26 protein-coding genes and 1 pseudogene are annotated in these 26,129 nt (G+C 53.5%); 13 read left to right on the top strand and 14 right to left on the bottom strand.

Annotated elements, in window-relative coordinates; genetic code table 11:
* Positions 1–112: 112 nt before the first annotated feature.
* Both KRAC_RS45915 and KRAC_RS67805 read right to left on the bottom strand, forming a co-directional pair.
* On the bottom strand, positions 113–880 hold the full coding sequence (locus KRAC_RS45915) for a transposase (RefSeq protein WP_040447207.1): 768 nt from the start codon (positions 878–880) through the stop codon (positions 113–115).
* Complete coding sequence (locus KRAC_RS67805; protein WP_075164565.1) at positions 846–1,400, bottom strand: helix-turn-helix domain-containing protein; 555 nt, start codon at positions 1,398–1,400, stop codon at positions 846–848. Before KRAC_RS67805 ends, KRAC_RS45915 begins: the two co-directional genes overlap by 35 nt.
* Positions 1,401–1,520: 120 nt before the next feature.
* Between KRAC_RS67805 and KRAC_RS72810 the strand changes: the two genes are divergently transcribed.
* The 3 genes from KRAC_RS72810 to KRAC_RS45930 all read left to right on the top strand — a co-directional run bounded on the left by KRAC_RS72810 (position 1,521) and on the right by KRAC_RS45930 (position 4,504).
* A complete protein-coding gene (locus KRAC_RS72810; RefSeq protein WP_007919106.1) occupies positions 1,521–1,685 on the top strand; it encodes a hypothetical protein in 165 nt (54 codons plus the stop codon).
* 6 nt (positions 1,686–1,691) lie between these two features.
* Positions 1,692–2,012: a helix-turn-helix domain-containing protein gene (locus tag KRAC_RS45925; RefSeq protein WP_007919107.1), complete on the top strand. Its 321-nt coding sequence runs from the start codon at positions 1,692–1,694 to the stop codon at positions 2,010–2,012.
* A 647-nt stretch (positions 2,013–2,659) separates the two neighbouring features.
* Positions 2,660–4,504: a glycoside hydrolase family 15 protein gene (locus KRAC_RS45930; protein WP_007919108.1), complete on the top strand. Its 1,845-nt coding sequence runs from the start codon at positions 2,660–2,662 to the stop codon at positions 4,502–4,504.
* Here KRAC_RS45930 and KRAC_RS45935 read toward each other — a convergent pair.
* The 3 genes from KRAC_RS45935 to KRAC_RS45945 form a co-directional block, all read right to left on the bottom strand.
* Entirely contained in the window at positions 4,501–5,727 is a 1,227-nt protein-coding gene (locus KRAC_RS45935; protein WP_007919109.1) for a cation diffusion facilitator family transporter, read from the bottom strand. The genes KRAC_RS45930 and KRAC_RS45935 overlap by 4 nt on opposite strands.
* Positions 5,728–5,882: 155 nt before the next feature.
* Positions 5,883–6,656 (bottom strand): carbohydrate ABC transporter permease, encoded by a 774-nt coding sequence (locus KRAC_RS45940; protein ID WP_007919111.1) that lies wholly within the window; start codon positions 6,654–6,656, stop codon positions 5,883–5,885.
* Positions 6,653–7,477, bottom strand: a complete 825-nt coding sequence (locus KRAC_RS45945) for an ABC transporter substrate-binding protein (RefSeq protein WP_007919112.1) — start codon at positions 7,475–7,477, stop codon at positions 6,653–6,655. Before KRAC_RS45945 ends, KRAC_RS45940 begins: the two co-directional genes overlap by 4 nt.
* A gap of 8 nt (positions 7,478–7,485) precedes the next feature.
* Between KRAC_RS45945 and KRAC_RS45950 the strand changes: the two are divergent.
* From KRAC_RS45950 to KRAC_RS45990, 8 genes and pseudogenes are all read left to right on the top strand, one after another.
* A pseudogene (locus KRAC_RS45950) lies at positions 7,486–8,019 on the top strand (Gfo/Idh/MocA family oxidoreductase); the annotation flags it as partial.
* Between the two features lie 65 nt (positions 8,020–8,084).
* Positions 8,085–8,558 carry a helix-turn-helix domain-containing protein gene (locus KRAC_RS77265; protein WP_052569196.1) on the top strand — a complete coding sequence of 158 codons (474 nt, stop codon included), beginning with the start codon at positions 8,085–8,087 and terminating at the stop codon, positions 8,556–8,558.
* A 110-nt stretch (positions 8,559–8,668) separates the two neighbouring features.
* Positions 8,669–9,289: a transposase gene (locus KRAC_RS77270; protein WP_052569348.1), complete on the top strand. Its 621-nt coding sequence runs from the start codon at positions 8,669–8,671 to the stop codon at positions 9,287–9,289.
* Between the two features lie 61 nt (positions 9,290–9,350).
* Positions 9,351–9,743: a Gfo/Idh/MocA family oxidoreductase gene (locus KRAC_RS45965; protein ID WP_169461031.1), complete on the top strand. Its 393-nt coding sequence runs from the start codon at positions 9,351–9,353 to the stop codon at positions 9,741–9,743.
* A 176-nt stretch (positions 9,744–9,919) separates the two neighbouring features.
* Positions 9,920–10,768, top strand: a complete 849-nt coding sequence (locus KRAC_RS45970; protein WP_007919116.1) for a sugar phosphate isomerase/epimerase family protein — start codon at positions 9,920–9,922, stop codon at positions 10,766–10,768.
* Between the two features lie 124 nt (positions 10,769–10,892).
* A complete protein-coding gene (locus tag KRAC_RS45975; protein ID WP_007919118.1) occupies positions 10,893–11,993 on the top strand; it encodes a Gfo/Idh/MocA family protein in 1,101 nt (366 codons plus the stop codon).
* A 274-nt stretch (positions 11,994–12,267) separates the two neighbouring features.
* Positions 12,268–13,935, top strand: a complete 1,668-nt coding sequence (locus KRAC_RS45980; protein WP_007919120.1) for a family 20 glycosylhydrolase — start codon at positions 12,268–12,270, stop codon at positions 13,933–13,935.
* A gap of 278 nt (positions 13,936–14,213) precedes the next feature.
* Complete coding sequence (locus tag KRAC_RS45990) at positions 14,214–15,863, top strand: APC family permease (protein WP_052569198.1); 1,650 nt, start codon at positions 14,214–14,216, stop codon at positions 15,861–15,863.
* Here KRAC_RS45990 and KRAC_RS45995 read toward each other — a convergent pair.
* Complete coding sequence (locus KRAC_RS45995; protein ID WP_007919123.1) at positions 15,751–17,889, bottom strand: recombinase family protein; 2,139 nt, start codon at positions 17,887–17,889, stop codon at positions 15,751–15,753. The two genes, KRAC_RS45990 and KRAC_RS45995, sit on opposite strands and share 113 nt — an antisense overlap.
* Before the next feature lie 41 nt (positions 17,890–17,930).
* Positions 17,931–18,143: a hypothetical protein gene (locus KRAC_RS46000; RefSeq protein WP_007919124.1), complete on the bottom strand. Its 213-nt coding sequence runs from the start codon at positions 18,141–18,143 to the stop codon at positions 17,931–17,933.
* Between the two features lie 175 nt (positions 18,144–18,318).
* Between KRAC_RS46000 and KRAC_RS46005 the strand changes: the two genes are divergently transcribed.
* Positions 18,319–18,525 carry a helix-turn-helix domain-containing protein gene (locus tag KRAC_RS46005; protein ID WP_007919125.1) on the top strand — a complete coding sequence of 69 codons (207 nt, stop codon included), beginning with the start codon at positions 18,319–18,321 and terminating at the stop codon, positions 18,523–18,525.
* A gap of 974 nt (positions 18,526–19,499) precedes the next feature.
* Here the strand turns inward: KRAC_RS46005 and KRAC_RS46015 are convergent.
* The 7 genes from KRAC_RS46015 to KRAC_RS80305 form a co-directional block, all read right to left on the bottom strand.
* Positions 19,500–20,393: a tyrosine-type recombinase/integrase gene (locus KRAC_RS46015; RefSeq protein ID WP_007919126.1), complete on the bottom strand. Its 894-nt coding sequence runs from the start codon at positions 20,391–20,393 to the stop codon at positions 19,500–19,502.
* A gap of 862 nt (positions 20,394–21,255) precedes the next feature.
* Positions 21,256–21,525, bottom strand: a complete 270-nt coding sequence (locus tag KRAC_RS46020) for a hypothetical protein (protein WP_007919128.1) — start codon at positions 21,523–21,525, stop codon at positions 21,256–21,258.
* Positions 21,525–22,037 carry a hypothetical protein gene (locus tag KRAC_RS46025; RefSeq protein ID WP_007919129.1) on the bottom strand — a complete coding sequence of 171 codons (513 nt, stop codon included), beginning with the start codon at positions 22,035–22,037 and terminating at the stop codon, positions 21,525–21,527. Before KRAC_RS46025 ends, KRAC_RS46020 begins: the two co-directional genes overlap by 1 nt.
* On the bottom strand, positions 22,034–22,552 hold the full coding sequence (locus KRAC_RS46030) for a hypothetical protein (protein ID WP_007919130.1): 519 nt from the start codon (positions 22,550–22,552) through the stop codon (positions 22,034–22,036). Before KRAC_RS46030 ends, KRAC_RS46025 begins: the two co-directional genes overlap by 4 nt.
* Positions 22,553–22,570: 18 nt before the next feature.
* Positions 22,571–22,816: a hypothetical protein gene (locus KRAC_RS46035; protein ID WP_007919131.1), complete on the bottom strand. Its 246-nt coding sequence runs from the start codon at positions 22,814–22,816 to the stop codon at positions 22,571–22,573.
* Between the two features lie 365 nt (positions 22,817–23,181).
* On the bottom strand, positions 23,182–24,624 hold the full coding sequence (locus KRAC_RS46040; protein ID WP_007919132.1) for a DNA primase family protein: 1,443 nt from the start codon (positions 24,622–24,624) through the stop codon (positions 23,182–23,184).
* 53 nt (positions 24,625–24,677) lie between these two features.
* Positions 24,678–24,872 carry a helix-turn-helix domain-containing protein gene (locus KRAC_RS80305; RefSeq protein WP_007919133.1) on the bottom strand — a complete coding sequence of 65 codons (195 nt, stop codon included), beginning with the start codon at positions 24,870–24,872 and terminating at the stop codon, positions 24,678–24,680.
* Between the two features lie 679 nt (positions 24,873–25,551).
* On the opposite strand from KRAC_RS80305, the gene KRAC_RS46050 reads away from it, so the two are divergent.
* Complete coding sequence (locus KRAC_RS46050) at positions 25,552–26,082, top strand: hypothetical protein (protein ID WP_040447214.1); 531 nt, start codon at positions 25,552–25,554, stop codon at positions 26,080–26,082.
* Positions 26,083–26,129 lie beyond the last annotated feature (47 nt).

A 26,129-nucleotide genomic window follows, 5' to 3' on the forward strand; every position in this document is an offset into this window, starting at 1 on the left:
TCCTCTGGAATATTACAGAAAGGTCAAACAAAAGTGAGGAGTAGGCACGACATTTGTGTAAGGAAACACCTCATCAAATGCTTCAACCCCATTCGCAAGAGAAGCTAGTGGGTCAACTCGCAATTGAGGTGCCATGAGCGAGTGCGGCTGCTGAACCACCTAAGCGACGTAAGTAGGCACGTTCGCGGCGTCGGCGTCGCTTGCCATTCCAGACAAAGGGCGTTGGAGTTTGGTTCCAGCCAGCCACGGTTTGTTCCAGCCAGTCAATCACTTCTTGAGCATTCTGAGGATATTGTCCACTGAGTGCCCGGCGGACAAGAATGCGTTGGACCGACTCTGCCATGTTCAACCAGGACCCACCAATCGGCGTATAGAGCGGCATCACCCCGTGATCAAAAAACCAGAGAACCAGATCAGAGGAGAGATGTCCCGCCAGATTATCCAGCACCAGAAGAATACGCAAAGGGGGGAGCGTTCGGCCAGGCGGATGACCCAACCAGGTTTCCCAACGGGCATACAGCGGTCGCTCCTCTTCGGGAGGCAAGGTCTCTGCGGGCTGTTGCTTCTCGATCTCGGTAAGCACTGCGCTTAATTGTTCTTGAAGCCAGGGATGCAGCACGGCATTGGTGGCCGAGATCACTCCTTTGGCGCGCACATGGCCAGTGGACGGACGGAAGAGGGTGAGGAGTTTTGCGGTACCACCCCGCTCATACTCATGTGGTTGAGTGGCTGGGTAGCCTTCCGGTTGCCACGATGCCCCTGGTTGGGGGATGGCCTGATAGGGCCCGGCTTCATCTTCATTCAACTGCACGATCCCAGCCGCCTCTGCCTGCTCGCACGCCAGCTCAATTAGTCTTTTTTTTCGGCGTTTCTGGATCATACACAGTCACGGTGCCACTTTTCCGCTTGCGTAGGGCGTAGCCTGTACGGCACCAGGTGCGCGTGCGCTGATAGCTGTAGCCAGACTCATGCAGCACCTGACGAATGGTTTCAGCACTAACATGAGGCAGATCCGTTTTGCGCAATGCTCGGCGCAGGGTCATCAGAGACCAGATGCCCGTTTGATCTTCCTGGTGATCAGGCTTGCGCTGCACTTCGGCGAGAATGCGTGTTTGCTGCGCACTCGTGTAGGTCGGCTTGCAACCACGACCTGTCGCAATGGAAAGGGCGAGGAGGCCGTGTTGGTTGAAGCGACTCACCAATCGACTAATGGTATCATTGCTTTTGTATCCTGCGACTATCGCAGCCTCGGTATAGGATTTTCCCGCTCTGACAGATAACAACGCGTTCGCTCGCTTGATGATATCCATGCGTTCACTGGTGGATTTGGCAAGCTTTTGTAAGGCTTGCTCTTCTTGCTGAGACAATTCACGTAATGGATCTTTTTGTATTTTACTCATGCTTGGTTCCCTCCACACTTTGAATCTATCACCTCTATCACCTTCTGACAAGCTTATTATTCTGAAAGGGAAAGAGATGGTACACTCAAAGAAGCAGGAGTTGCAAGGAGGCAAATCACCATGGGATTTCCGCAAAAAAGACCATTGCGTCAACTTACACCACAAGAGCGTGAAGAGCTTTCCCGAAAAGCTACATCCATCAGTGAGCGAGTGAGTACGGCAAAAAAAGCAAAAGCGCTCTTAGCTGTTGCGGATGGATGCACGTTTGCAGAAGCTGGGAGGTAGGCAGGCATGAGCCAGGATGGGGTCTCACAATTGGTCGAACGCTTTCATCATCGCGGGGTAGAAGCCCTCTCGATTGCTCCTGGTCGTGGCCGCAAGCCGACCTATACCAGTCAGGATCACGAACAGATCCTCCAAGAAATACAGCGTCGTCCCACCTGGGACGTCGATCAATGTATTGTCTGGTCACTTCCCTTTTTGCAAAGGTCCTTGCATGCCAAAGGATTTTTAGACATCAGCCCAAGAACGATCCGTCGGGTCTTGCAGGCACATGGATGGAAGTACCAGCAGACAACGCGCACCTGGCTCCTTATTGACCAGGGAGAATAAAGCGAACCCCCACTCCAATTTTGTTGCCTGGGTGGTTCAGCAGCCGCACTCGCTCATGGCACCTCAATTGCGGGTTGACCCACTAGTGCTCCTGGAGCCGTTTCTTAAAAGCTGTTAATGAAGTATTTTCGAGTATCTGCTATACTCAATCCCATAGCGAGGGAGGTTACACACAAACCGAACTACATCTAGCAATTCATGCCGTTTTACCCCCGATCTCCCTCGCTCTCCTTCTCTTATCACTACCATCGGCTTATGCCCACCCCCAAATGCCCCCCTCGGCCGGCAAGCTGTAGAGTCCAAGCTGGCTTGGACCCTTTTCCCCAGGAGAAGTGCTCACGCTGCGAGAGGAAGGCCATGCAAGCATGGCCCCTACACATTTCCTGCTGATTTGCCGGATGCACCAATTATGCTGTTTCTTAAATTAAGACGGGTTATGAAATCAGCCTGCTGTGCGCTTCTAGCACTCATGTTAATCCAACTTTATTTATGAAAGTGCATTATCGCCTTGCGCGCCGTAAACGTAGCGCCTATGGTAAGGAGGCAAAGAAAAGAACATAGCATTTGTGGATGCGGATACATTGTAATCAGGTAGTGTTTACAGGCGCTTAGAGCGCAGAATCCTTGCAGGAGATTGGAGACGAGGCATGCTGGAGCTACACGCAAGATATTTACCCATCGAAGATTATGCCATTATCGGTGACCTGCATACGGTGGCCCTGGTTGGGAAGAATGGCTCGATTGACTGGTGCTGCCTGCCGCGCTTCGACGCGCCGAGCGTCTTTGGAGCGCTCCTGGACGCAAATAAAGGCGGCTTCTTTCAGATCGCGCCCACGCCAACGAACGATTTGCGCAGTTCGCAGATGTACCTGCCCGAAACCAATGTTTTACTCACGCGTTTTCTCTGCGTTGATGGTATTGGTGAGATTACTGATTTCATGCCCATCAAAGATGATGACGATTCCCATACCCTACCCCACCACATCATTCGCTCAGTTGAGGTCGCCAGGGGGAGCATGGAGTTTCACCTGACCTGTCGTCCAGCCTTCAACTATGCTCAGGACGAACATGATACCCATCTGACGGAGCAGGGAGCCGTCTTCCACAGCCAGGGTCTCCACCTTGGGCTCTCTACCAATATCGCGCTCTATCCAGATGATCAGGGAGGTGTGCAGACGCATTTTGTCTTACATGAGGGTGAGTCACTACACTTTATGTTGGAGAGCACCACCGCGGGTGCGCAGGCTCCTGATCCCCTCTGCGAAGAGGGCTACCAGGAGATGTTTCATAGCACCATGACCTTCTGGCGCCAATGGCTCAAGAAATGCCAGTATCGCGGGCGCTGGCGCGAGTATGTCGAGCGCTCGGCCTTGCTGCTAAAATTGCTGACATATGCCCCCACCGGGGCGATTGTGGCCGCACCCACCACCAGCCTGCCCGAGTCTATAGGCGGCACACGCAACTGGGATTATCGCTTTACCTGGCTGCGCGATGCCGCCTTTAGCCTCTATAGCCTGCTCACTCTGGGCTTTACCCAGGAGGCAGAGCAGTTTATGAACTGGCTGGACGAGCGCTGCCACGAGCTACCAGATTGCGGCTCGCTCCAGCCTATGTACGGCATCGATGGTGAGCATAACCTCAGCGAAAAGATTCTGCCCCATTTAGAGGGTTATAGGGCCAGCGCACCCGTCCGCATCGGCAATGGCGCCTATACCCAGACACAGCTCGACGTGTATGGCGAGATGTTGGACGCGATCTATATCTATAACCGTCACGAGGATATCTCATACGATCTCTGGGAGCATATGCGTAGCCTGCTGCACTGGCTTGAGGACCACTGGCAAGAGCCGGATGAAGGTATCTGGGAGGTGCGCGGTGGTCCCAAACACTTCGTCCACTCGCGCCTGATGAGCTGGGTGGCCTTCGACCGCGCGCTGCGCCTCGCCAGGCACCGGGGCCTGCCCGCCCCCTATGCCGAATGGATGCAGACAAGCACCCAGATCTATCAACAGATCATGGAGGAAGGCTGGAGCGATAAAGACCAGAGCTTTGTGCAATACTATGGCGGCGAAGCCATCGACGCCAGCCTGCTCCTTATGGGCCTCGTCAAGTTCACAGGCGCCAATGAGCCACGCATGCTCTCAACTATCCGCCGCATACAGCGTGATCTCGCCAAAAGCGCACTCGTGAGCCGCTATGACCCACAATGTGCCGCCAGCGATGGCATCGAAAGCATTGAGGGGACCTTCGGCGCCTGTAGCTTCTGGCTGGCGGAGAATCTGGCCCGCTCAGGCTGTCCACGCGAGGGCAGACTCCTGCTGGAGAAAATGCTCTCCTTTAGCAATCACGTTGGACTCTTCGCCGAGGAGGTCGGCCTGGTCGGCGAGGCCCTGGGCAATTATCCCCAGGCCTTTACGCACCTGGCCATGATCACCGCCTGCGTCAACATCGATCGTGCCCTCGATGGCAATCTAGATCACAACCCACTCTAATCGGCCTGGCTTCTAGGAGGTCGCATATGATGCCTGGTCAGGCTATGCGGGTCGTACTCCGCCGTGCCATGTGGATCGACATGGATCTGCACAGTTGCCAGGCGCGGTTGTGTGTGAAAGAGCGCATGCCGCACCTCCTCGGCGATATCATGGCTCTGGCGAATACTCAAATTCTCATCGACCTCAATGCGCATATCGGCCTCCAGAGCACGTCCTAGCCAGCGCGCACGCAGCTCTGGTACATCGAGTACGCCAGGAATCGCTCGCGCCGCCCGCTCCAGGCTATCTACTACCTGCGGGTCAACCGCGTCCATCAGGCGATGCCACATCACCAGGGCCGTATCCTTGACAATAAAGAGAATCGCCAGCGTGATTAGCAGGCCAATGGCCGGGTCCACCAGGGGGAAACCTAGCAGAGAGCCAACGGCACCGATGAGAACTGCGAGCGAGGTCAGGCCGTCCGCCTGAGCGTGTTTGCCATCCGCCACCAGGGCGGCTGAGCCGATCTCTTTACCAACGCGAATGCGAAAGATGGCCACACCCTCGTTCCCCGCGAAGCCGACAATAGCCGCCAGCATGACCCACCAGGCATAATGCAGCGGCTCAGGGTGCAGAAACTTCGTGATACTTTCATAGCCTGCCAGGAGCGCGCTCAGGAAGATCATCAGCACGATTACCACCCCGGCCAGGTCCTCAAGTCGGCCATAGCCATACGTGTAGCGCCGATTCGCCGCGCGCCAACTGAACGCAAAGGCGATCCAGAGCGGCACCGCCGTCAGGGCATCCGAGAAATTATGAATGGTATCCGCGAGCAGGCCGACGCTTCCACTCAGCATGGCAATCACAAGCTGAAAGAGCGCCGTGACCCCCAGGCCTAATAAAGAGATCTTCAGCGCCCAGATACCCCGGTCACTACTCTCCAACGCGGCATCCACAGATGCCTCCGCATGACTGTGGCCATGCACGAAGGGCAGCGCTTCCAACAACCAGCCCCAGCGACCATGACCATGCTCGTGATCATGCTCATGTGCATGTGCATGGTCGTAGTCGTGATGCCTATGCGCTTCATGCTTCTCATGCTCATGTGCATGTGCATGGTCGTAGTCGTGATGCTCATGCGCTTCATGCTTCTCATGCTCATGGGTATCGGACATATGTCTATGCTTATGCTGGTCAAACATAGGGCCAGGAGCCTGCCCCGGCACATGGTCAGCATCTTCCATATTTCCTCTCAACTTCCATAACGCTCTATTGCTGGAAACGCATACAGGTAGAGTCAAACCATAAACTTAGCAGGGCATAGAATGCGCTCTCTCCAGTATAAAACGTACGGCATCCTGGCGACAAATCTCGCCAGATAAGAGAGGATGGTACACTGTTATCCTTTCAGTCCTGTCGTGTTTACTCCCTGGATTAAGAGACGCTGGAAAATCAGGAAGAAGCCGAAAATGGGTAACAGAGATAGCACAGACATGGCAAAAAGTTGCCCATAGGCTGAATTTCCTGTACTATCCACAAATTGACTCAGTGCAACTGGAATAGTGAACGTTGCTTCGTCACTGAGGTAGATCAATTGGCTAAAAAAGTCGTTCCATGTCCAGATATATGTAAAGATGGCTGTAGTCACCAGCGCGGGCAGCGCTAACGGCAGGATGATGCGCCAGTAGAAGCTAAAGTGGCTACAGCCATCTATCCTGGCAGCATCATCCAGTTCTGTCGGAATACCACGAATAAACTGGATCATCAGGAAGATAAAAAATGTATCTGTGGCGAAAAGCTTGGGCGCGACCAATGGAAGAAACGTACCTATCCATCCCAGTTCTTTGAAGAGAATATATTGTGGCACAATGAGTACGTGCGCTGGCAGCAAGATTCCTCCCAGCATCAAAACAAACCAGAAGGGTTTATATTTGAAACGCAGGCGGGCAAAGGCATAGGCAGCCAGCGAACAGGAAAAGATATTACCAACGACCGCGCCAAAGCAGACTACCAGGGAACTGAGAAAGAAGCGGGTGAAAGGGTAGTCAAGGGCATTCCAGCCCTCGCCATAGTTCCCTAGTGTCCACTGCGTCGGCACCAGGCCTGGGCTTGAGAAAATCAGATCCTCTGGTTTAAACGAAGAGCTGAACAACCAGAGCAAAGGATAGATCATTGCTTCGTCAGGGCTTGAAAGCTGCCGAATTGGTTTGAATGTCCCGTCGCGAAGGCCGTTTTGCCAGCGGCGAGCAGGGAGGTAGAAGGTCCACTGCCAGTAACCGTCGCCTGAATTTGAGCGGGAGCGCAGGCACCAGATTTACGCATGCCGTCCCAATAGCTAAACCAGGAGGCGATATCATCGACGGTAAACATGACTTTGCCATCCGTCGTCCATAGTTCCTTGCCTCGCTGGCGCACCCAAATTTCAAACATATCTATCGCTCCACTGGCATCGGGAGACCCATAGACGCCCTTAGATTTAAGGGCACTGGAGATATTACCTGCGTACGTTGCGAATTCGTTCCATGTCCAACTTGTGGGAGGCGTGCCAAGCCCCGCTTCCTGAATGAGCGTGGCGTCGTAAATCATGCACTCGTAGTTGCCACCCATCGAAATACCATACAACACGCCGTTGTCTTCACTGTTCTTCAACATACTCTGATCAAAATCAGAGAGGTCGATGGTCTTGTCATTGACGAATGGCGTTAGATCCAGCAATTCATGTTCCTGGACGTATCGCGCGACGTATGACATGTCCATCTGAATCAGGTCCGGGATGCCGCCGCTGGCAATCTGGGTATTCAACTTGTTGAAATAGACGCTAAAGTCGGCGAACCAGGAATGAATGGTAATGTTGGAGTGTGCTTGCTGAAAAGCTTTGATCGCGTTCTGGGTTAACTTATTGCGTGACGCGGGCCCCCAGAAAGAGAGTTGAAGGGTTTTGTTAGCCGCTGTACTGGTATCGCTACCGCAACCGATCAGGTCTAGCGGGGTCATACCCGCCAGGCCGCTCACTACGAGTGAGTTTTAATTATCGCTATGCCCCGGCCTATACGCGCTTTCGCGAATTGGTGATGCAGGGTGCGGTGGGGAAACCGCTGGCAGTCGATTTCTCCTGGATACTGGATACCAATCATGGCGCAGATTACTTTCGCCGCTGGCATCGCGAAAAACAGCACAGTGGCGGTCTGCTTGTTCATAAGGCTACACACCATTTTGACCTTGTCAACTGGTGGATTGCTTCATACCCTCACCAGGTCTTTGCGTTGGGCGATCTCAGCTTCTATGGCAAGAAAAACGCCGAAGCCCGCGGCGAACAGTATGCGTACGAGCGCTACACTGGCGTCCCAGAGGCTGACAACGACCCTTTTGCGCTGACGTTGGAGAACAATGAGATGTTTCGTGGCCTCTACCTGGCTGCTGAAAACGAGACGGGCTATTTACGAGATCGTAATGTATTTGGAGAGCCGATTACGATTGAAGATACCATGTGTGTGACAGTACGTTATCGCAATGGCGTGCTGCTGTCCTACTGCCTAGTACATGACGGCAGAAATAAAATGGTAGTAAAATAGAAAGGAGAATGGAAAAGAGGAGACAAACAATGAGAGGTCCCAAGGCAGCTCCGCTGGGCTTGAGTGAAGAGGAACGCAGGGCATTGGAAAAATTGGTTCATCGGCATAGTACCGCGCAACAAGTGGCGCTCCGAGGACGAATAGTGCTGGCTGCCGCTGTGGGCAAAAGCAATAGCGAGATTGCCCGAGAGATAGGGCTGGGGGTGGATCGTGTTCGAGCATGGAGGATGCGCTGGCTCAGCTTGCAAGGGGTCCCCCTGGCAGAACTGTCCGTTGAGGAGCGACTCTGCGATGTTCCACGGCCAGGGCGTCCATCAGAGATCAGCGCCGAACAAACCTGCCAAATCGTGGCGATGGCTTGCGAACAACCAAAAGAGCGTCCGATCAGTCACTGGACAGGACGAGAAATCGCCGACGAAATCATGCGTCGTGGGATTGTGAAGCAAATTTCCCCACGACATGCGGCTCGCCTGCTCAAAAAGGGGATCTCAAGCCGCACTTGATTCGCTACTGGTTGACTCCCCCAGATGATCCGCAGCGCGAAGAGACCATCGGGATGATCTGCCAGGTGTATGCGCAGGCACCAGAACTGGCCAAAGCTGGAGAGCGGACGATGAGCACCGATGAACTGACCGGCGTCCAAGCGCTTGAGCGCAAGCACCCGGGATTGCCATTGGTTCCCGGAAAAGTCGAGCGTCGCGAGTTTGAGTACATTCGTCACGGAACACGAGCCTTCATTGCCAGTCGTGATGTGGTCACCGGCGAGATCGTGGCCCCTTTCTGCGGGCCAACACGGACGGAGGAAGACTTTTTGACCCATGTACGGGCGGTCATTGCTACTGACCCTCAAGCTTCCCGCTGGCATTTTGTCTGTGACCATCTCAATATCCATCAATCTGAGGCACTGGTCCGCCTCGTCGCTGAACTCAGCGGGATCGAGGAAGATCTGGGTATCAAAGGGAAATCTGGCATTCTGGCTTCCATGCCTAGCCGCGCTGCCTTTTTGAGTGAGCCGACGCATCGGGTGGTGTTCCATTACACTCCGAAGCATAGTTCCTGGCTCAATCAGATTGAGATCTGGCTCAGCATTCTCGTACGCAAGTTACTCAAACGTGGCTCCTTTCTCTCAGTTGAAGATTTGCAAAACAGGGTTCTGGCTTTTATCGAGTACTATAACCGAACGATGGCCAAACCCTTCAAATGGACATATCAAGGAAAGGCTTTAACTGCGTAAACTGGTGGGTTATTTCTGCCAACGTGTACTAGTTACCTACGCGCCCTGGGAAGGTCTACGCGTGGCAATTACTGGCACCAGGGGCCGGATTGAGATGGATATTGTCGAGAATGTCAATCATCTCCAAGGGAATGGAGAGGCCAGAATGAACGCCAGCAAAGGGCCTTTCAAATCCGCACGCATCCGTGTGTACCCAATGTTCGCTCTCCCATACGATGTTGAAGTTCCAACGGGAGATGGAGGACATGGCGGCGCCGATCCCATTTTGCTAGAGCAACTCTTCTCGCCCACTCCGCCAGCTGATGCCTTCAATCGAGCCGCCTCGCATATCGATGGTGCCGCTTCAATCCTGGTTGGCATCGCTTCCAATGAGTCAATGCGCACTGGCAAGATGGTCGTCGTTGATGACCTGTTTGTGCTCCCGGACAAAACAGCAGATGAGAGAGACAAGTGAGGAGGATGCCTGGCGCTCTACTGGTCATATGCTGATTGAGATGGCGCGCCTGAAATGGCCTTTGACCTGGCCTATCGCGAGGAACTGGGCACTACACTTCGATAGGACAGATTTCGGCAGTCGTTCATTGGGCGATGTGATATTCTAGCATGAGTATTGAAAGAGAGGAGTTACTTTTGCGGCTAAGTATTGTCACAGATGAGATTTCGCAGGATCTTAAGCAGGCGCTTCACGTTTGTCGCGATCTCCGGGTCGATATGGTCGAACTACGCAAGGTTGAGGGCAAAGATATAGTTTTCCATGATACTGCCAGCTTGATGCGCATTCAATCTCTCTTGCGCGATCAAGGCTTTCGTGTATGCTCAATTGCTTCACCTTTCCTGAAATGCCCCCTCTGGAGCGAGCTAGCGCTTACAGCCCGCACGAAGGAGCAGGCGCGAGAATGGGATTTATTGCAGCGTTCATTTGAGGTCGCCACCTTATTTGGGGCTCCACTGGTACGAACCTTCTCCTTCCTGCGCATACCCGATCCGACAACTATACGTCCAGTTCTCCTGGAAGTGATTGCTGAGGCTGCTCGTCTCACAGAAGAAGCTGGTTTGAAGCTTGTACTAGAGAATGAACATGCCTGTAATATTGCGACAGGGGAGGAAGCTGGCTGGCTGCTTCAGCGCCTTCCCGCAGACACATTCGGTGTCATTTGGGATCCCGGCAACGAGGCGTATGTTGGCTCAAGCCCTTTTCCAGCTGGCTACCAGCATGTGCGAGGACGTGTTCTGCATATACATGTGAAAGATGCTATCTATCCCCCGGATGCGCCCCAGCAGAGACGCTTCGTCAAGATGGGCACTGGCTCCATCGATTATGTAGGCCAATTCCGTGCGCTTGCTGAGGATGGATACACCGGGACTATTTCGCTTGAAACCCACTATATTCACCCTAACGGTGGACGTGAGCAGGCCACTCGTGAGTCCTTTGCCGCCCTGTACCAGATGCTACAAGAGGCGGAAGTAGCGCTCAACTAACACAATATATCGAGATTTCTCTGTATCTTCTATTTACCCCCTCAATCGAGAGAAACTAAGAGGTCAGAGACAAGGGAGAAGCTCTCTAGAGAGCTTCTTTCATGCAAGAAAGGCAGATAACGTAGTGGAAGCATCGCAGGCACGGCGTTTGCGGCACGCCATCATTGGCGTAGGTGCGGGCATTTTGAATGGCCACCGACCGGCCCTGGCGTTACCAATAGTTGATCTTGTCGCCGCGTCAGATATCAATACGACAATAGGTCAGCAGCGCGCTGACGAATTGCAATGCGCCTTTTATGCGGATTACCGGCAGATGCTGGCCGAGATGCAACCAGACGTTGTCGTCATTCTTACTCCTCCTTTTCTGCATGCCTCCATGGTCATAGAGAGTTTGCGAGCAGGCTGTCATGTGCTGGTTGAGAAACCCATGGCGCTTCAGGTGGCGGAGGCCGACGAGATGATCGCGACCGCGCATCGGTACAAACGTGTGCTTGGCGTCGTATTTCAGCAACGCTATCGTCCCGAGATCATGGCCGCGCGCAAGATGCTGCAAGAGGGTTTTCTGGGCAAGATCCAGCGCGTCGAGTTGATGGCGGTGTGGACACGGCCATCCTTCTACTATCAAATGGCACCCTGGCGAGCGACCTGGTCAGGAGAAGGAGGAGGAATTGTCACCAACCAGGCATCGCATAATCTCGACCTGCTTTGCCATTTGCTCGGCTCCCCCAGGCGCGTCTTTGCCTGGACGCGTAACTTGCTGCACCAGATCGAAACTGAGGATACAGTCCAGGCGATGCTAGAATGGCAGGATAGAGCTTTAGGAATGGTGCACATCAGCTCAGCGGAGGCCGATGATCCTGAGCATCTGAAGATCATAGGGACCCGCGGCTCGCTGGAAATTGGTCGTGGCAAGCTGCTGGCCCGCACGCTAGACCTCGACATGAGCGAATATGCGCTTACCAGCCACGATCCCTATGCCCAACCTGTACATCATCCACATGCCATTACGTTGGAACAAGGGCAAGGCAATCACATAGCCGTCTATCGCGACTTCCACGACGCTCTTCTCCACGGGAATAGCGACTATGCCGATGGTGTACAGGCATGCCAGGAACTGGAACTGGCGAATGCAATGATCTATTCAAGCCACTGCCACTGCGAGGTCGAATTGCCGCTCAATCGTCAACGCTACTCATCCCTGCTCAAGGATTTGCGGGCGCAATAATCATAGTCCACCTTTGCGCAAAACTCGTTGCTAGAGGGAAAAATCATGTTCCGGTTTCATCTTCTTTTTGACAGAGGCTCGACGCCCCTCCAGAAGAACAATCAACTAGCTGGAAAATGGCTGTTACCAAATAGCCAGGACTAATATAGGGTGAAACGCCCTGAAATTGACATCCCATTTTACCACTCTTATACTACATCTGATGCGCATAGCTCCTGATAAGAGGAAGTAAAAATTTCTTGCGCAAATATACTCTATTTTTAGGAGATGATAGTTGAAGCGCAAACGGTTCTTACTAACAAGCGGGATCGTCCTACTCTTCTGTCTACTGGGCGTCCTCCTGGCCATATTTTTTAATCCACAGGCACCTACAGCTAGGCAGGCCACTGTTATGATTAATCCCGCGCCTAAAGTCATTCCCAGTTTGCGCGAGTGGCGGGGTAGTGTGGGGGAATTCGAACTACCAGTCCTGGCGCATATTGTTATTGATAAACGCTATGAAACACAGTTGAAAGAGGCGGCCAGCACCTTTCAAAATGACCTGCGCACCGTCACAAAGCGCAATACCTCTATTTCTACAGCTCCTAATGCCAGTCCGGGCGATCTCTTCCTGACGCTGGGGGCCACCGACCGCGCCATCGGCGATGAGGGCTACCTGCTCACAATCGAGGACAGCGTCATCATCGATGCCCGCACCAGCAAGGGCGCCTTCTATGGCACACGGAGCCTGCTCCAGATCCTTACGCAAGATGACGCCAAATCTCACATCCCCAGGGGTCTGGCCAGGGATTATTCCAGTTATCCTATGCGCGGCTTTATGCTGGACGTTGGACGCAAATTCGTACCCTTAAACATCCTCAAGGACTATGTGAAGCTGCTCGCCTGGTACAAAATGGATGATTTTCACCTGCACCTCAACGATAACCAGTCAGGTGTTGGCAGTGAGGATGGGTGGGAAGCAAAGTACTCCGCCTTTCGCCTCAAGAGTGACAAGTTTCAGGGGCTGGCGGCAACCGATGGGGCCTATAGCAAGCAAGATATGCGCGAGCTACAGGACCTGGCCCGTGCCTATGGCGTGACGATCACACCTGAGATCGATGCGCCAGCGCATGCCCTGGCTTTCACTAAGTACCGGCCTGACCTGGCGAGCAGCAAATATGATAAAGACTTCCTGGATTTAAGCAATCCCAAAACCTATACCTTTATGGACTCCGTCTGGGGCGAGTTCCTGCCCTGGTTTGATACCGATGAGTTTCATATCGGCGTCGACGAGTATGCGGTGAGCGACGCCGATAACTACCGGCGCTACATCAATCACTATATCGCCTACTTGAAACAGCATGGCAAGAAGGCTCGCATCTGGGGCAGCCTCTCAGAGATGAAAAGCTCGGTCCCGGTCGATAGTGATGCCACGCTGGAGGTCTGGAATAACCAGTGGTCGAACCCCATTGATATGAAAAAGATGGGCTTTCGTATCATTAACGCCAACGATCAGAATCTCTATATCGTGCCTGGCGTCACCTACTATCACGACTACCTGGATACCCAATTGCTCTACAACAAGTGGGAGCCATACATCTTTGACCTGAGCAACCCAAAACTTAACTATGCACCAGGAGACCCACAACTTGAAGGCGCCATTTTCGCCGAATGGAATGATAGGTTGGGGGGAGCCGTCGACGAAGCCGGACTACATGAACGCATCAAGCCCGCCGTTCAGGCCTTGAGCGAGAAAATGTGGGGCAGCACGCAGAACCGTCAGGGATACGATCAATTCAAAACTCTAGCGGATATTATCGGCGACGCGCCCGGAACCCAACTACCACCAATCACGCCCCCACCCCCCTTGCAGGTTCCACCGCATACCAATGCTCCGCCCCAGCCAGAGATGTCTATGCTCACACCAGATCCCGACAGATCCAGGCGAGCCGCGAAGCGCTAATGATCTGTGTTTTGAGTATTGTGATGGTCTGGCGGAGCCAGACCATCACAATACTCAAAACACTTTTCCCCTCTAAAATTTTGCTCAAGCTTCTGGTCGCTGGCGCTAAATCTCTTTCTATGAGCGGTCGCGTATGCTATATTCAGCGTAATCAACGAGGTAGCTACTCAGGTTTTCTCGCCACACCTGATCCCAGCAAAGCGTTGTAGACGCTGAGAGCACCTCCCAGGCGAGTGTCACAAACGTTTTTTTGAGCTAGAGAAAGCTTGAGCTGACATATGGATAACCCCGATAAACTCTTCAATAGGGCGACATACATCGGTAAAGACGGTGCGGAGATACAAGCAGATGACTACGATCTGCAGACGCCTGTAGGCGAGGAGCGACGAGGCGGGCGCCTGGGCGATATGCGCTATGTTATTATTCGTCCAGAGAATCCCCCTCTACGTCGCGTCGGCAGTGGTATGCTAGAGGCCACCGAGGCTGCGGAGATTCCCGAGGGTCGCCTGTCCCAAGCGGCCTACTGGGCCAAACGCGCCCTGATTGGAGTCCTCCTGGCCAGCGCTAAGGCGGAGCATGAACGCCTGAGCAAATTTAAAGCCCTGCCTCTCCTCTCATCTGACGCCATCTCCTCAGTTGCCTTCGCCACCGAGGCCATATTGATCAATCTGGCGGCCGCCGGACCTGCTCACCTGGGCCTGACCCTACCTATCAGCCTGGTCATTATCCTGCTTCTCTGCATCGTCACCATTTCATACCGCCAGACTATTCCCGCCTATCCCAATGGTGGCGGCTCCTATACCGTGGCGCGCGAGAATCTGGGCAAGCTTCCCGGGCTAGTTGCCGCTGCCGCGCTCCTCATCGACTATGTGCTCAACGTCGCCGTCTGTATCTCGGCTGGCGTCCTGAATATGGTCTCGCTTTTTCCAGAGCTACACGGCTCGATTGTGCTGCTCGACGTCGCGCTTGTGGTGCTCATCACACTGCTTAACCTGCGAGGCGTGCGCGAATCTGGCTCTATCTTCGCCTTCCCGACCTACTTCTTTGTCATCAACGCCGCCCTGCTCATCGGCGTTGGCCTCTTCAAGGCATATGTCACTGGTCACCAACCCATCATTGGCACCTTCGCGCCGATGCAAGGAACGGTTTTCGAGCCGCTCACGGTCTTACTTGTGTTGCGCGCCTTCGCGACTGGCTGTTCAGCGATGACGGGAGTAGAGGCGATCTCCAACGGCGTCCCTATCTTTAAGAAGCCAGAGACACGTAATGCCTCGACGACCCTGACTATCATGGCCTTTATTCTGGGAACACTCTTCCTGGGCATTACACTGCTGGCAATGACCTATGGCATTGAGGCCCATCCCTCCGGCAACCCCACCGTGGTGGCCCAGATCGCCCTGAAGGTTTACAGCAATTCTGGCCCGTTTATCGTCCTCTTTCCCATTTTTCAGCTCGCAGTGCTGGGTATTCTGGCCCTCTCAGCAGAAACAAGCTATGCCGACTTCCCACGCCTGGCCTCGCTCCTCGCGCACGATGGCTTCCTCCCCCGACAGTTCTCGTTCCGGGGGGACCGCCTGGCGTTCTCGGTCGGCATCATCGCCCTCGCTGTCATGTCCTGTATCCTGCTCGTAGCCTTTAACGGCAGCACCAATGCCCTGATCAACCTCTTCGCGGTCGGCGTCTTTATCGCCTTCACCCTCTCACAGGCGGGCATGGTCATGCACTGGTGGCGCCTGCGTGGGACCGTTAAGAACTGGCGCAGGAGCATCACGATCAATGGTCTTGGCGCCACTACTACCGCGATTGTTGCCTTGATTATCGCCTCCATGAAGTTCCTGGAAGGGGCCTGGATCGTCGTCCTGCTGATCCCCCTGCTGGTACTGACGAGGTATCTTCTTTGCACCAAGGGGACTTTACGACCCGCTTGATAAATCCCGGTGAAACAAGCACGCCAAAGCGCTCGCAAATCTGCTCAGACTGTGCCGTCCAGTATGGTATGTTCGTATCGGTTATGCCCAGCTCTTCCATCAGGGCCACATCAGAATATGAGAGGGACTCCGGGATAGCAGTTGTGCTGAGCTTTACGTGTCGTAGTACAGCAGGCCGCATGATGCTGGCTCGGCTCCTGATGCTGTGCCAAGTTCTCTCTGGCAGTGCCTCAAGGATTGCCGCTCGGTCCTCAGTTGGGTACATCTCTCGAATGATCGCACCCTCTTCACTTGTCCAATCGGGGCGACACCCTACACTCCGGTAGATAAAACCAGTCAGGATCCCACTCAGGGGCGCTTTCATGATTAGCTCCAACTTGAGAAAGTGTGGGGAAACCTCAACAATATTAGCCCGCCCTGTAACTAGCTTGACGAGTCTCTTCTGGCTCTCAAACTTCATACCACACCAGTCATTAACCGCGCACTCTATGAGGTTCTCGCACTCTTCAAGCTCATGGGCTTCTGTGTCTGCTTGATTTAACTTCGCCTCTATTGCCGCCTTAGCCGCATTTAGTCTCTTGAGGTCCTTGATAGCTTCCCTTACACCCTGCTCGTATTCCTCTTGTTTCGCTACCTTTTTTTCTAGCTCAGCCTCTCGTATGGCCTTTTCAACGTTTTCTAGCTGTTCGTCCAGACTGACTATTTCTTGTTCCTTGTGTTCCTGTATGCTTTTTGCTTGCTTGTATAGCTTGTCCTCTATGCCTGCTTGGTGCTTTAATTCCAGTGAAGCAAGGAAAGCTATGAGGGCCTCACTAGCCACCTTATCAAGCGTTTTTACCTGTACACTAAGCTCGGTTGTTTTCCACCCGCTTGCATGGGTCCTTGCCACGTAGGCATCTTTTACGGCCATGACATACACCGGATTTCCGTTAGACTCTAACACCCCTTCCAGGAGCGCGTCACAGGCCACCCCATAGCGTTGCTCTACTTTGGGCCTGTCCTCATTCGGTTCTCCGTCCAGTGTCGTGCTAGACAGGCGAGAGTAGGCATACATAAAGTCACCCATCGGGACAATAGGGTCATGGGCCTGCTTGCTAATAATCTTCGTGACTTCTGTGCCGTCCTCAAGCGTTTTGCTGAACAGGTACCAGCCTATGTACGCACGGTTGGTAAGTATCCCGATAATACCCGGTCGCGTCCGCAGGGGGTAGCCACTCCCGTCCCATCGTAAGCCAACATGCGGTATTTTCTCTACCCTGGTAAAGGCAGGAAACTTGAAGCCCGAATCTCGCAACTCCCTACCCAAGCGTGCTAAGTTGCCGTCTAGCTCTCGAAAGCGCTTGAACAGCCACCGGACCAGTTTTGCATGCGGCTCGTAAATCTTGTAGTGCTTTCTCGGACGGTCCTCGTCGTTGCCTGTCTCAGTGAACACAACATACCCCATCGGTACCGCGTGGCCCCCGTAGGACATATCCTCTTCAATGGCCCTTAGTTTTGCCGGGAGAAGCTTGCCCTTGATAACCTCATCAATGTAGTTAGCTGCCTCTTCGAGCTTGTCAAACAGGGCCGTAGAATCCTCTCTCTTCCCACACCAATAAATGCGCGTCCAGGTGAGAACAGGTACCTTGTGCTTGGTACAGAGATCAACAAAAGTAGCAGACTGCACCCTGGTCAGGTCTCGGAAGAGTCGAGAGGGGTCATAGCAAGCAACCGCCTTTATCTCACCCCGTTTGATCCCAGCGAATAGCCTGTTCATGTCTATGCGTTCGTCAATCCGTTTCTGTCCTGATGTTCCCTGGTCCTGGTCGAACTTGAGGATAAGCTCATCCTTCCAGCCCTGCTTCAACAGCCGCGCCTTTAAATCCTCATCTTGCATTGCGGTTGACTGTCGATTATTCCTTTTCTGAGCAACGGATGACTGCCGGATGTACTGAGCAATGGGCTTATCAATGGGCAACTGTTCCTGATCGTACGTGAAGTCCTCAACGAGCTTTACGTCTGCACTGATAATTCGTCTCGTGCTCATGGTTCCTTCCCTCCCTGTGGGCGCTTTTACTGCCTGTTTGCTTATCCTCTAACGTCGAACAACACTATCACTCCTAGAACGCCAAGAATGAAGCCAATATTCCGTAGTTCCTGGTAGTCGTCTACATCCTCTCGTGTGTACATGTCATTGATGAGCTTAGCTAGTTCCAGGTCATTGAGGGGTCGATCACTGCTCGGTTGTATCCGGCCCTCATCATACCCGGCCTGCGCGTCCTTCGTCGTTATCTTTATCACTGCTTGCCTGACCTCCTCTCTGCTCGCTACAAAAACAACGTTCAAGACAAGAGTACCAGATATTTCCGCTATTTGCAATCCAGTGCCGTTTATTCACTTATGATCGGAACTGTACAAGCGCAACGGGTTATTGACGAATAGTGGTACAATGGGCATAAACACAGGAGTAAAGCCGATGGAAGACGATATTCTCACCGTCCAAGATGTCGCAAGGCAAATGAAGGTGAGCGAGCGTACAGTCAGGAATTGGATAGAAAAAGAGGGCTTGGTTGCTTTCACAATAGGCAAGCGTGGGTATCGTGTGACCAAAGCTGATCTAAATGCATGGGTAGAGGCAAGGAAAAAGCAACGCCGCCCGCTTGGTGACGATAGTGAGGATTAGCCGTTGGCACCAAACTATTCCGCTAATCACCCTAGAGTGCCGTTCTTTCACTCTAAGATAAGCAACAGGTAGGACAGACCAAACTAGACGACTAATTGACCGCCCCAATTTCAGGCCCTCAGAATCACGTCCTGGAACGATGGTAGCTGTATGCCTGCTTATCATGGCCTGTGGAACGGGAGGGGGAGGAGGACCGATTAACTGGGTGGTGTGGAGGGGCCTGGCAAGCAGGGAGCTGTGCTGGCGCGTAAGCAAAGGGACTAGACCGTCTAACCAGGTGGGTGGTAGGGAGAGGCTAGGGGTAGTGGATAGGGCCATGTTAATCGGTGGTCTCTGGTCTATCCTATCGGGGGTCGGTGTGGGGAGTAGAGTAGCCGAGACTGTCCTGGTGATAGGGGAGGAACAACCCCGGCATACTCACAACAGTCGTGACGAGTGGGTGAGTGGGTGAGTAACCTGGATGGCTCAATGGATGGATCAGTGGCTCAATGAGCATGGATCGGTGGATCAGGTGAGCGGCTCAAACCTTGCTTTCGCAACGCTAAAGGTGGACCAATGATCAGTGAGCGCCAAAAAAATGATCATGCGCCAAAACGTGTGACCAAAAAAGTGAGCGATAGTTAGACAAGCTAAGTATCGCCCATTTTAGTGAGCACCAAAATGAGCAGGTGAGCAGTAGGAATGAGCACATGCGCCAAAAAATGAGCACTGAGCAGGAGCCGGTGAGCCAGGAATGAGCAGGTGAGCAGTGATAATGAGCGCATGAGCACAAGTGAGTGCCCTGGTGATATATCCGCAACGGATACATTCCCCGGCTCTCATTCTGGCACTGTACCATGTGGGGGACCAGGGACGGGACAGGCCGAGACCGCTTAACAGGCCCATTCAAAGACAAAAAGATAGCCACCGGGCGGTATTCCGATGGCATTTCGATACGGTTGTGTTTCGATATTCGGCTATTTAGGGGGCATATCTCAGGCTTTTAGGTACTGAGAGGTCCCGGTGTCTGCCTTGACGTGTAGGTACTTCATTGTGGTAGCCAGGGACTTATGACCAAGGGACTGCTGTACCACGCTGATAGGTGCCCCGTTATCGAGGGAGTGAGAGGCGTTGGCATGCCGGAACCAGTGAGGCGAGACGTTGTCCTCTATGCCTACTCGCTTAGCTGCCTCTTGCACGATTCGGTGTACGTGCCGGGTATCCAGGGGTATCGAGCCGCCCTTGCTTTTGCGCCCCTGGAATACGTAACGATCATTGCCCACTGTGCTGCGCGTTAGCAAAGGGAGCCGCCCCGGAAGCGCCTCTAGTTCCTCTAGCATGGATGGGCTAATAGGCACGTATCGCTGCTCCTCACCCTTGCCCCACACGTCGAGCGTAGCGCCCCCGCTCTTTGTCTTGTGGATGTTCTCCCACTTGAGGCTCACGATCTCGGATACACGCAGTCCGGCATGGTACATCAGTCGGAGAGTGGCATGGTTACGGGGGTTAGTCTCGCCAGCAACCAGGCGAAGCATCTCATCCTCTTCCAGTATCCTCTCAGCTAGCTTCTGGCGTACCTTCGGGGCCTCTAATAGCTCACCCAAGTTGACCTGAATGTAGCCCAGCTTGGTAGCGTAGCTGTACAGGGACTTGAGAGCATTGACCCGGTATGCAACAGTACCCGCATCACCCTCAAGAGACATCGCGTACTGCTTAAGCTCAAGTGGCGCGATCATCTGAAACGGCTTGCCAAGCGCGGTCAGGTACTCATATGCGAACCGTCTATAGGCACGCTGGGTCGTTTGGGCCTTGTCGTGTAACCATGTATTAATGAGGTTGGCATCATTCGGGTTCACTAAGAGCAGGCTACGAGCGGCTTGACTGGTCATTTGGGCACCCCTTTCTGAATGTCTGAATAGTGTGCTAATCGGTCATTGGAGAGCATACACACCCGGTCCTCACCTTGTCAAGGGGTGCATACATACGAACATACGATAGAGATAGACCTGACCTGACTTGATAGGACTCGAAATACTCATGTCTGTATGTAGGGGAGAGCACGAGACCGATTAACTGGGTAGGGCATAGGCAGGGCAGGCACCCAATGGTAGAGCTTATCGCGTCCGGCTCCTGGTCGGTTGGTATCACTGCTCGGTCGGTGTCGGGCGGCGGCGGGCGGCGTCCGGGGCGGAAGGGACCCATCGGGCCGCGCTAAGATCGCTCGGTCGGCAAACGAGGTACCTCTCTCTAAGTACGACCCCTCTCTCAAAAAGTACGGCCCCCCTCTCAAACCTTTCCGGGCATGACGGGCATGACGGGTGAGCGCCCCTCTCCGACTACCCCGACTGATTAGACTAGACTTGACTCCCCTCCCATGCAGTCCCAGGCCCCACCCGGTTAATCGGTCGCTTGGTTCTAAGATAGGCACACCCACCAGGAACCCCCCCGGTGGGTGCATAGCCTGCTAGCCTGCTCGGGTCCTATCCCAGTCGGCTTTAGGGCCGATGGGGAGACCTCCGTTCGTATTCCAATCTTCCTTGATCGGACAGATCTCGCCGAACAGCTCGCGACAGTCGGCACAGTGAGGTCTACCACATTGGAGACAGGTGGAGTCTGAGTAGCCGGATGTGAGTCTGTGTGGACAATGGTGGCATCCAGGAGGCGAGGGCGGATTTGGCTGCATAGGACGGGACATCCGGGTGTACTGGTCTATACCGAGATTGAAGAATTTATTGGACAAGTGGTCTACTCCTAGTGGCCTGCTGTGACCGTGATTACTTCGGTGTCCAAGAGGGCCACACCCAGCCGAGCGGCCCATCCGGCCATTGAAGCCTGGAGAGTGGTGTCCTGCGCCGATGAGAGTTGAAATTCGTAGATCAGGGTAGAGCTGTCATCGGACAGGTGCCGGACGGGCTTGTAGGGCGCGATGGCCTGCTGGATGTCGGCTACAACTGCCTGGACTTTGGGGGCTTGGTTGGCGGGGACGCGTATGAAGCGCTTCTGTACTGTTGAGGTTGCCATTATTCTTCGGTTTCACTTTCTGCTGTTTGGGTGTGCTTCCATATAAGTTCTTGAGTCTGTGGGAGACGGGACTTCTGAACGAACGTTGGTATCGGTGTCTGCTCCCACTCTCCCTCGTCATTCATGGACCAGGCCAGGAGGGTTGCGGGGAAGGACCCTTCGGAGTGGGACCCTCCAGGGGAAAGCTTAGTAGCTAGTTTTGATCTTTTACTCGTGAGCGGGTCGGCCTTATAAGCGGCACTGGCTAGCAACTCATCTAGGTAGCTCGTGCCTGTTGCTTCCTGAACGCCCTTCTGAACGGGTGCCGGGGCTTCTTGCGGGGGTGCAAGCGGTTCGGCGTATAGCTCACCTCTCGCATGACGACTCTCCATCTCGTCCCAGACTCCGACCATGAGTTGCAGTGCGCACTCTTTGTGGATTGTAAGCTCAGCAATATCGGTCTGGAATGTATGGCTGCCTCTTGCTGGGTTCAGGGGGTCGTTACAAAGGTCGCAGGTTGGTAGCTGTTTCATGATCGGGCTCCTTCCCCGAAGGGCTGACTGGTCCCGTACTGTTTGCCCTCTGGTTTCGGCTCAGGGAAGAGGCGTACACGGGGGCGCTTGGGAAGGGGCGGGAGGGCGTCCTCGTTCTTGGGGTGGTACTCATGGCCTAGCATGAACCCGTTCATAGGGGCGCGTGTGTACCCCTCATACATCCCCTCGTCCCCTACTGCAACTGCCAGGAGCTTCTTCTCGTTCAGGTTGCGGCTCTTGCAGAAGGCCGGGAAGTCCTCTGGCTTGATCCGGTGCGTTGCTACGTTGTAACGGGAGATGGTACCGCTTGCTTCCTTACGCCACTGAGTCTCAGTTAGCCCGTAATACTGCATGCTTGCTTGCGCTCGGGCGGCTTCCTGGGACCGTTTGATCCGGTTCTCGTATTCGGTCCTAAACTCGTCTGCCCACTGGACTACCAGGCTAGCGGTATCAACCTCTGAATGGTCGCGGAACAGCTCTTCAAGCCGTCGCAATGCCGCATTTGCTTCTTTCACTTCGTTTGTTCTACTTTCTTACTGGTTAGTTGGTTTGCTCTCGCTTTCGCTCAAGCTAAAGGTTATCTGTCTATCTCTCTCCAGAATCCGCTCCGACCTCTCCTGAAGTGCCTTGACGAGGGGTAACTCCTCCCGGTTGGTCTCATACTCTGCCAGGGCAAGCCGCCACGTCCTCTTCATAAACCCATCAACTGACTCCCCCTCAAGCCGCCCCTCACGCTCCCTGATCTGATTGACGAGCCTCTCTAATTTGTGCGCATTCATCTGGTAGCCCTCCGCACCCGGACCACCCCAACCCCGATCAGGCCGATAAGGGTTAGAAGCTGCAATACAAGCATGGCTGCCTGCCTTTCTTTATATGGACTGACTAGACCGATTAACGTGAGGTTGGTGTAGGTGGTGTAGGTGGTGTAGCTAAATTCCGGGGAAGTTACCACCCCACCGCGCCCCTAATAGAACCGATTAACCTGATTGTGCTAGATTACAGGCTACTCTATCGACTCCTGTTAATCGGTATTCTCCACTAAGACATAAGACATAAGACAGATAAGACAGAAAAAACTGAGAATCTCCCTATAAGAGCTACAAAGAGAAAAAGTCAGAAGTTTCTGTCTCATGCGTCTTGCGTCTTACTTCGTGGCTGGCATGTGGTTAAAGTTGCGGGAAGTCTCAACGCGCACACCGCGCCAGCCCCGCACCTGCTTGCGTTTGCCGTTCTCAAGGAGGATATAGTCCTTGCTGTCCTCGTACCCCCGCTTTTTGAGTGCCAAGCCTAGCTCCCGACTCTTCTTTGGCTCAACGCCGTTGTCTTCACACCATGGCTTGTAGGACTGGTAAAGCTCAGCACTTGAAGCAAAGGCCCCATCTTCCTCGATAACCTCATCATTTATCCAGAGGGCTATGTTGTCTAGGTCGTCTCTATGGGCCTGTGTAGCCAGCTTAACACCCTCCGGCACCTGTAGCCGCTCGGTTGCATACCAGTTGAAAGCCCCATCGACCACCCACTTGAGTATGCCGCGTTGAGCTTCGGGTTGCTTGAGACGTGCCTTGAGTGAGGTGTCCTCTTTACCCTTGTGGCTGTTCGGAAACTCAACTACAAGGACCCGGTACCATAAAGCGTCGTCTTCAGGATCTCCCATGACCTTATGATTGCTGGACAACCAGACGGCGTACTGTGGGCGATACGAGAAGCGCTGTTTGTGCTTGAATGCCGCCTGTACCCAGTTTCCGCCCGTTAGCTGTTTGATCTTGCCAGGGTTAAGGGACTGGTACTTGTTTGACTCGCTAGCAAAAATCAGTCGGCTGGGCTTCATATCTGCCAGGTCGAAATTTTGATCGTTACCGTCTCGACGTGCAGTGAAGGTATTAAAATCAACCTCCATGCTTAGTGGCCTCGGTACCAACGTCATTAGAGACTCCGTGAACGTGCCCTTGCCTGATCGCGTTGGACCATAGACGTAGAACAGCCGCTCTTCTCTGGTGTGGCCCGTTACGGAATACCCCACGGCCTGCTGAATGAAGTTTAAAAGCTCCTTGTCCTCTTCTTGTCCGTCTGGTGTTACCGCTTGACTGAGGAACGCCTCCCACTCCGAACTATCTGCCATAGGGTCGTAGTCGGTTGCAAGAGCATAAGTGAATCGTTGTGAGGGGTCATGGGGGGCCAGGTCTCCCGTGCTTAGCTCAACAACACCATTGGCAACGTTTAGCAGGTCGGGGTTATTGTCAAAGTCCTCTATATCCGCATTCAGCCGGGACTCAAGAAGCTTTGTAGCCCCGTCTATCCTGAACACATCCCGCTTGGTTACGCCCACAATTTTTTCTTTGTCGCAGCGAACAGCCTCTAGTCGCCGCTGTACCAGGGTGTCCTCAACGGCCCTGACAAGCGCTGCCCTGTCTTGTTCCCAGAACTTACCGTTGTAGTGTAACCAACCAAGCTCAGGCACATGCAGGAAGTCACTGCCATACAGAACCTCAAAAGTGTCGGCGTTGCCACCGTCATCCGCACTAAAATCCATCAATTCAGAGCAACCTGTCACTTGGGTCAGGATGCTTTTTTGTACTTTCGTATTCATCTTTTCTGTTCCTAACAGTGTATTTATCCTCTCCCGCTGCTTGCCGTGCGGGCTTACCCCTTGTGTCCCCTCGGGGTGTAAGCAATGATATCCGAGAAACGTACTACGATAGCCCGCCCTACTTTCGAGTGGGGAATGTTTTTACTGCAAAGCCACCTATAGAGCGCGTTGGGCGTCGAACCCTTAACCCGAGCGGCTTCCCGCAAGGTCATGAATTCACCAATTCGGTCAAGCTGGTTGACAGCCATCACGAAACCTCCTACTAACTAAGCTGAACAATATAAGGGTACGACAAATAAACGATGGAAAAGGGGAAGAAATAAAGCCACGGACCGAACCGGCAAGCATGGCCCGCGACTTCAAAGGAAAAGAAAAGGTGACCGAGAACCCTGAGAGGGATTGTATATGAGCGCAACAGAATGAAGACCAAGGGCTGGGGAATCAAACTGTCTATATTCATTATAACATAACCCAGCGGGATAATTATCACTTATTCGACCAATTTCATGTCACTAAGCAGAACGGGTAATAGCTGCAAAAATCCCCAAACAGAAAAGGGGGGAGGGTGGGGATAGTTAAGGCCCTTTTTTCGGAAACTTTCCTTACTAGCTCTCTATAGGGACTTTTCTAAATTTACCCCCTAACCCTCCCCAACTATCCCCCCTCTTTACCCCACCCCTACCGTTTAACAAGGATAGCCTAAATAACCAATCCCGTTAATCGGTGTCCTGGTTGGACCTAAGTATATACTTACTTAGTTAGGGAGAGGTGGGGAGGGGAAGAGAGGGCAAGGCAAGCAGACAAAGAAAGGGAACGGCCCCACTTGGACCGCTCCCCATAGTCTAGACAGGTCAGGTCATGAAGCTAGGATGGAACGGAGCTCAGATAGGAAAGTATGGTATGGTGCAACTTCAATAGCTGGTGCTGATGTTCCTGGGCATCGAGCACCACTACCGCGTGTTTGAAAGCGAGCGCACCACCGACGTCCCTGCTCAACCACAGCAAATCAAGCACCGCGTCATCATTCCCATTGACCGGCTTGACCGCGTCACCATTCAAAGTCTCTCCTATGCGCGCTCCATTACACGCCACGTGACAGCCGTTCATATCGTCGTCAATGAGGAGAGCGCACTCAAGATACGCCAGGACTGGATGAAGTGGCAGCAGTATATTGGTGAGGACGAGGAGACGCACCTGCTGCTGATCGAATCTCCCTATCGCTCACTCTTCCGCCCCCTGCTGGCCTATATCGATATGATGCGCAAGCGCCATCCCGATGAAACACTCTCCGTGATTCTGCCCGAGTTCGTCGTCGCACACTGGTGGGAGTATTTTCTGCATAACCAGACCGTGTTACGCCTGAAGGCCAAACTCCTGTTCCGCCCGGGCATCGTTGTAATCAATCTGCCACAGCACATTCGTGGCAAACAGCCTGCACTCAGACCGCTTCCCTGGTAAAATAGAGACAATGCCAACCAGGGCATAATAATCAGTGTAAAATACGG

It is taken from the genome of Ktedonobacter racemifer DSM 44963, assembly GCF_000178855.1.
GTDB classification, from domain to species: domain Bacteria; phylum Chloroflexota; class Ktedonobacteria; order Ktedonobacterales; family Ktedonobacteraceae; genus Ktedonobacter; species Ktedonobacter racemifer.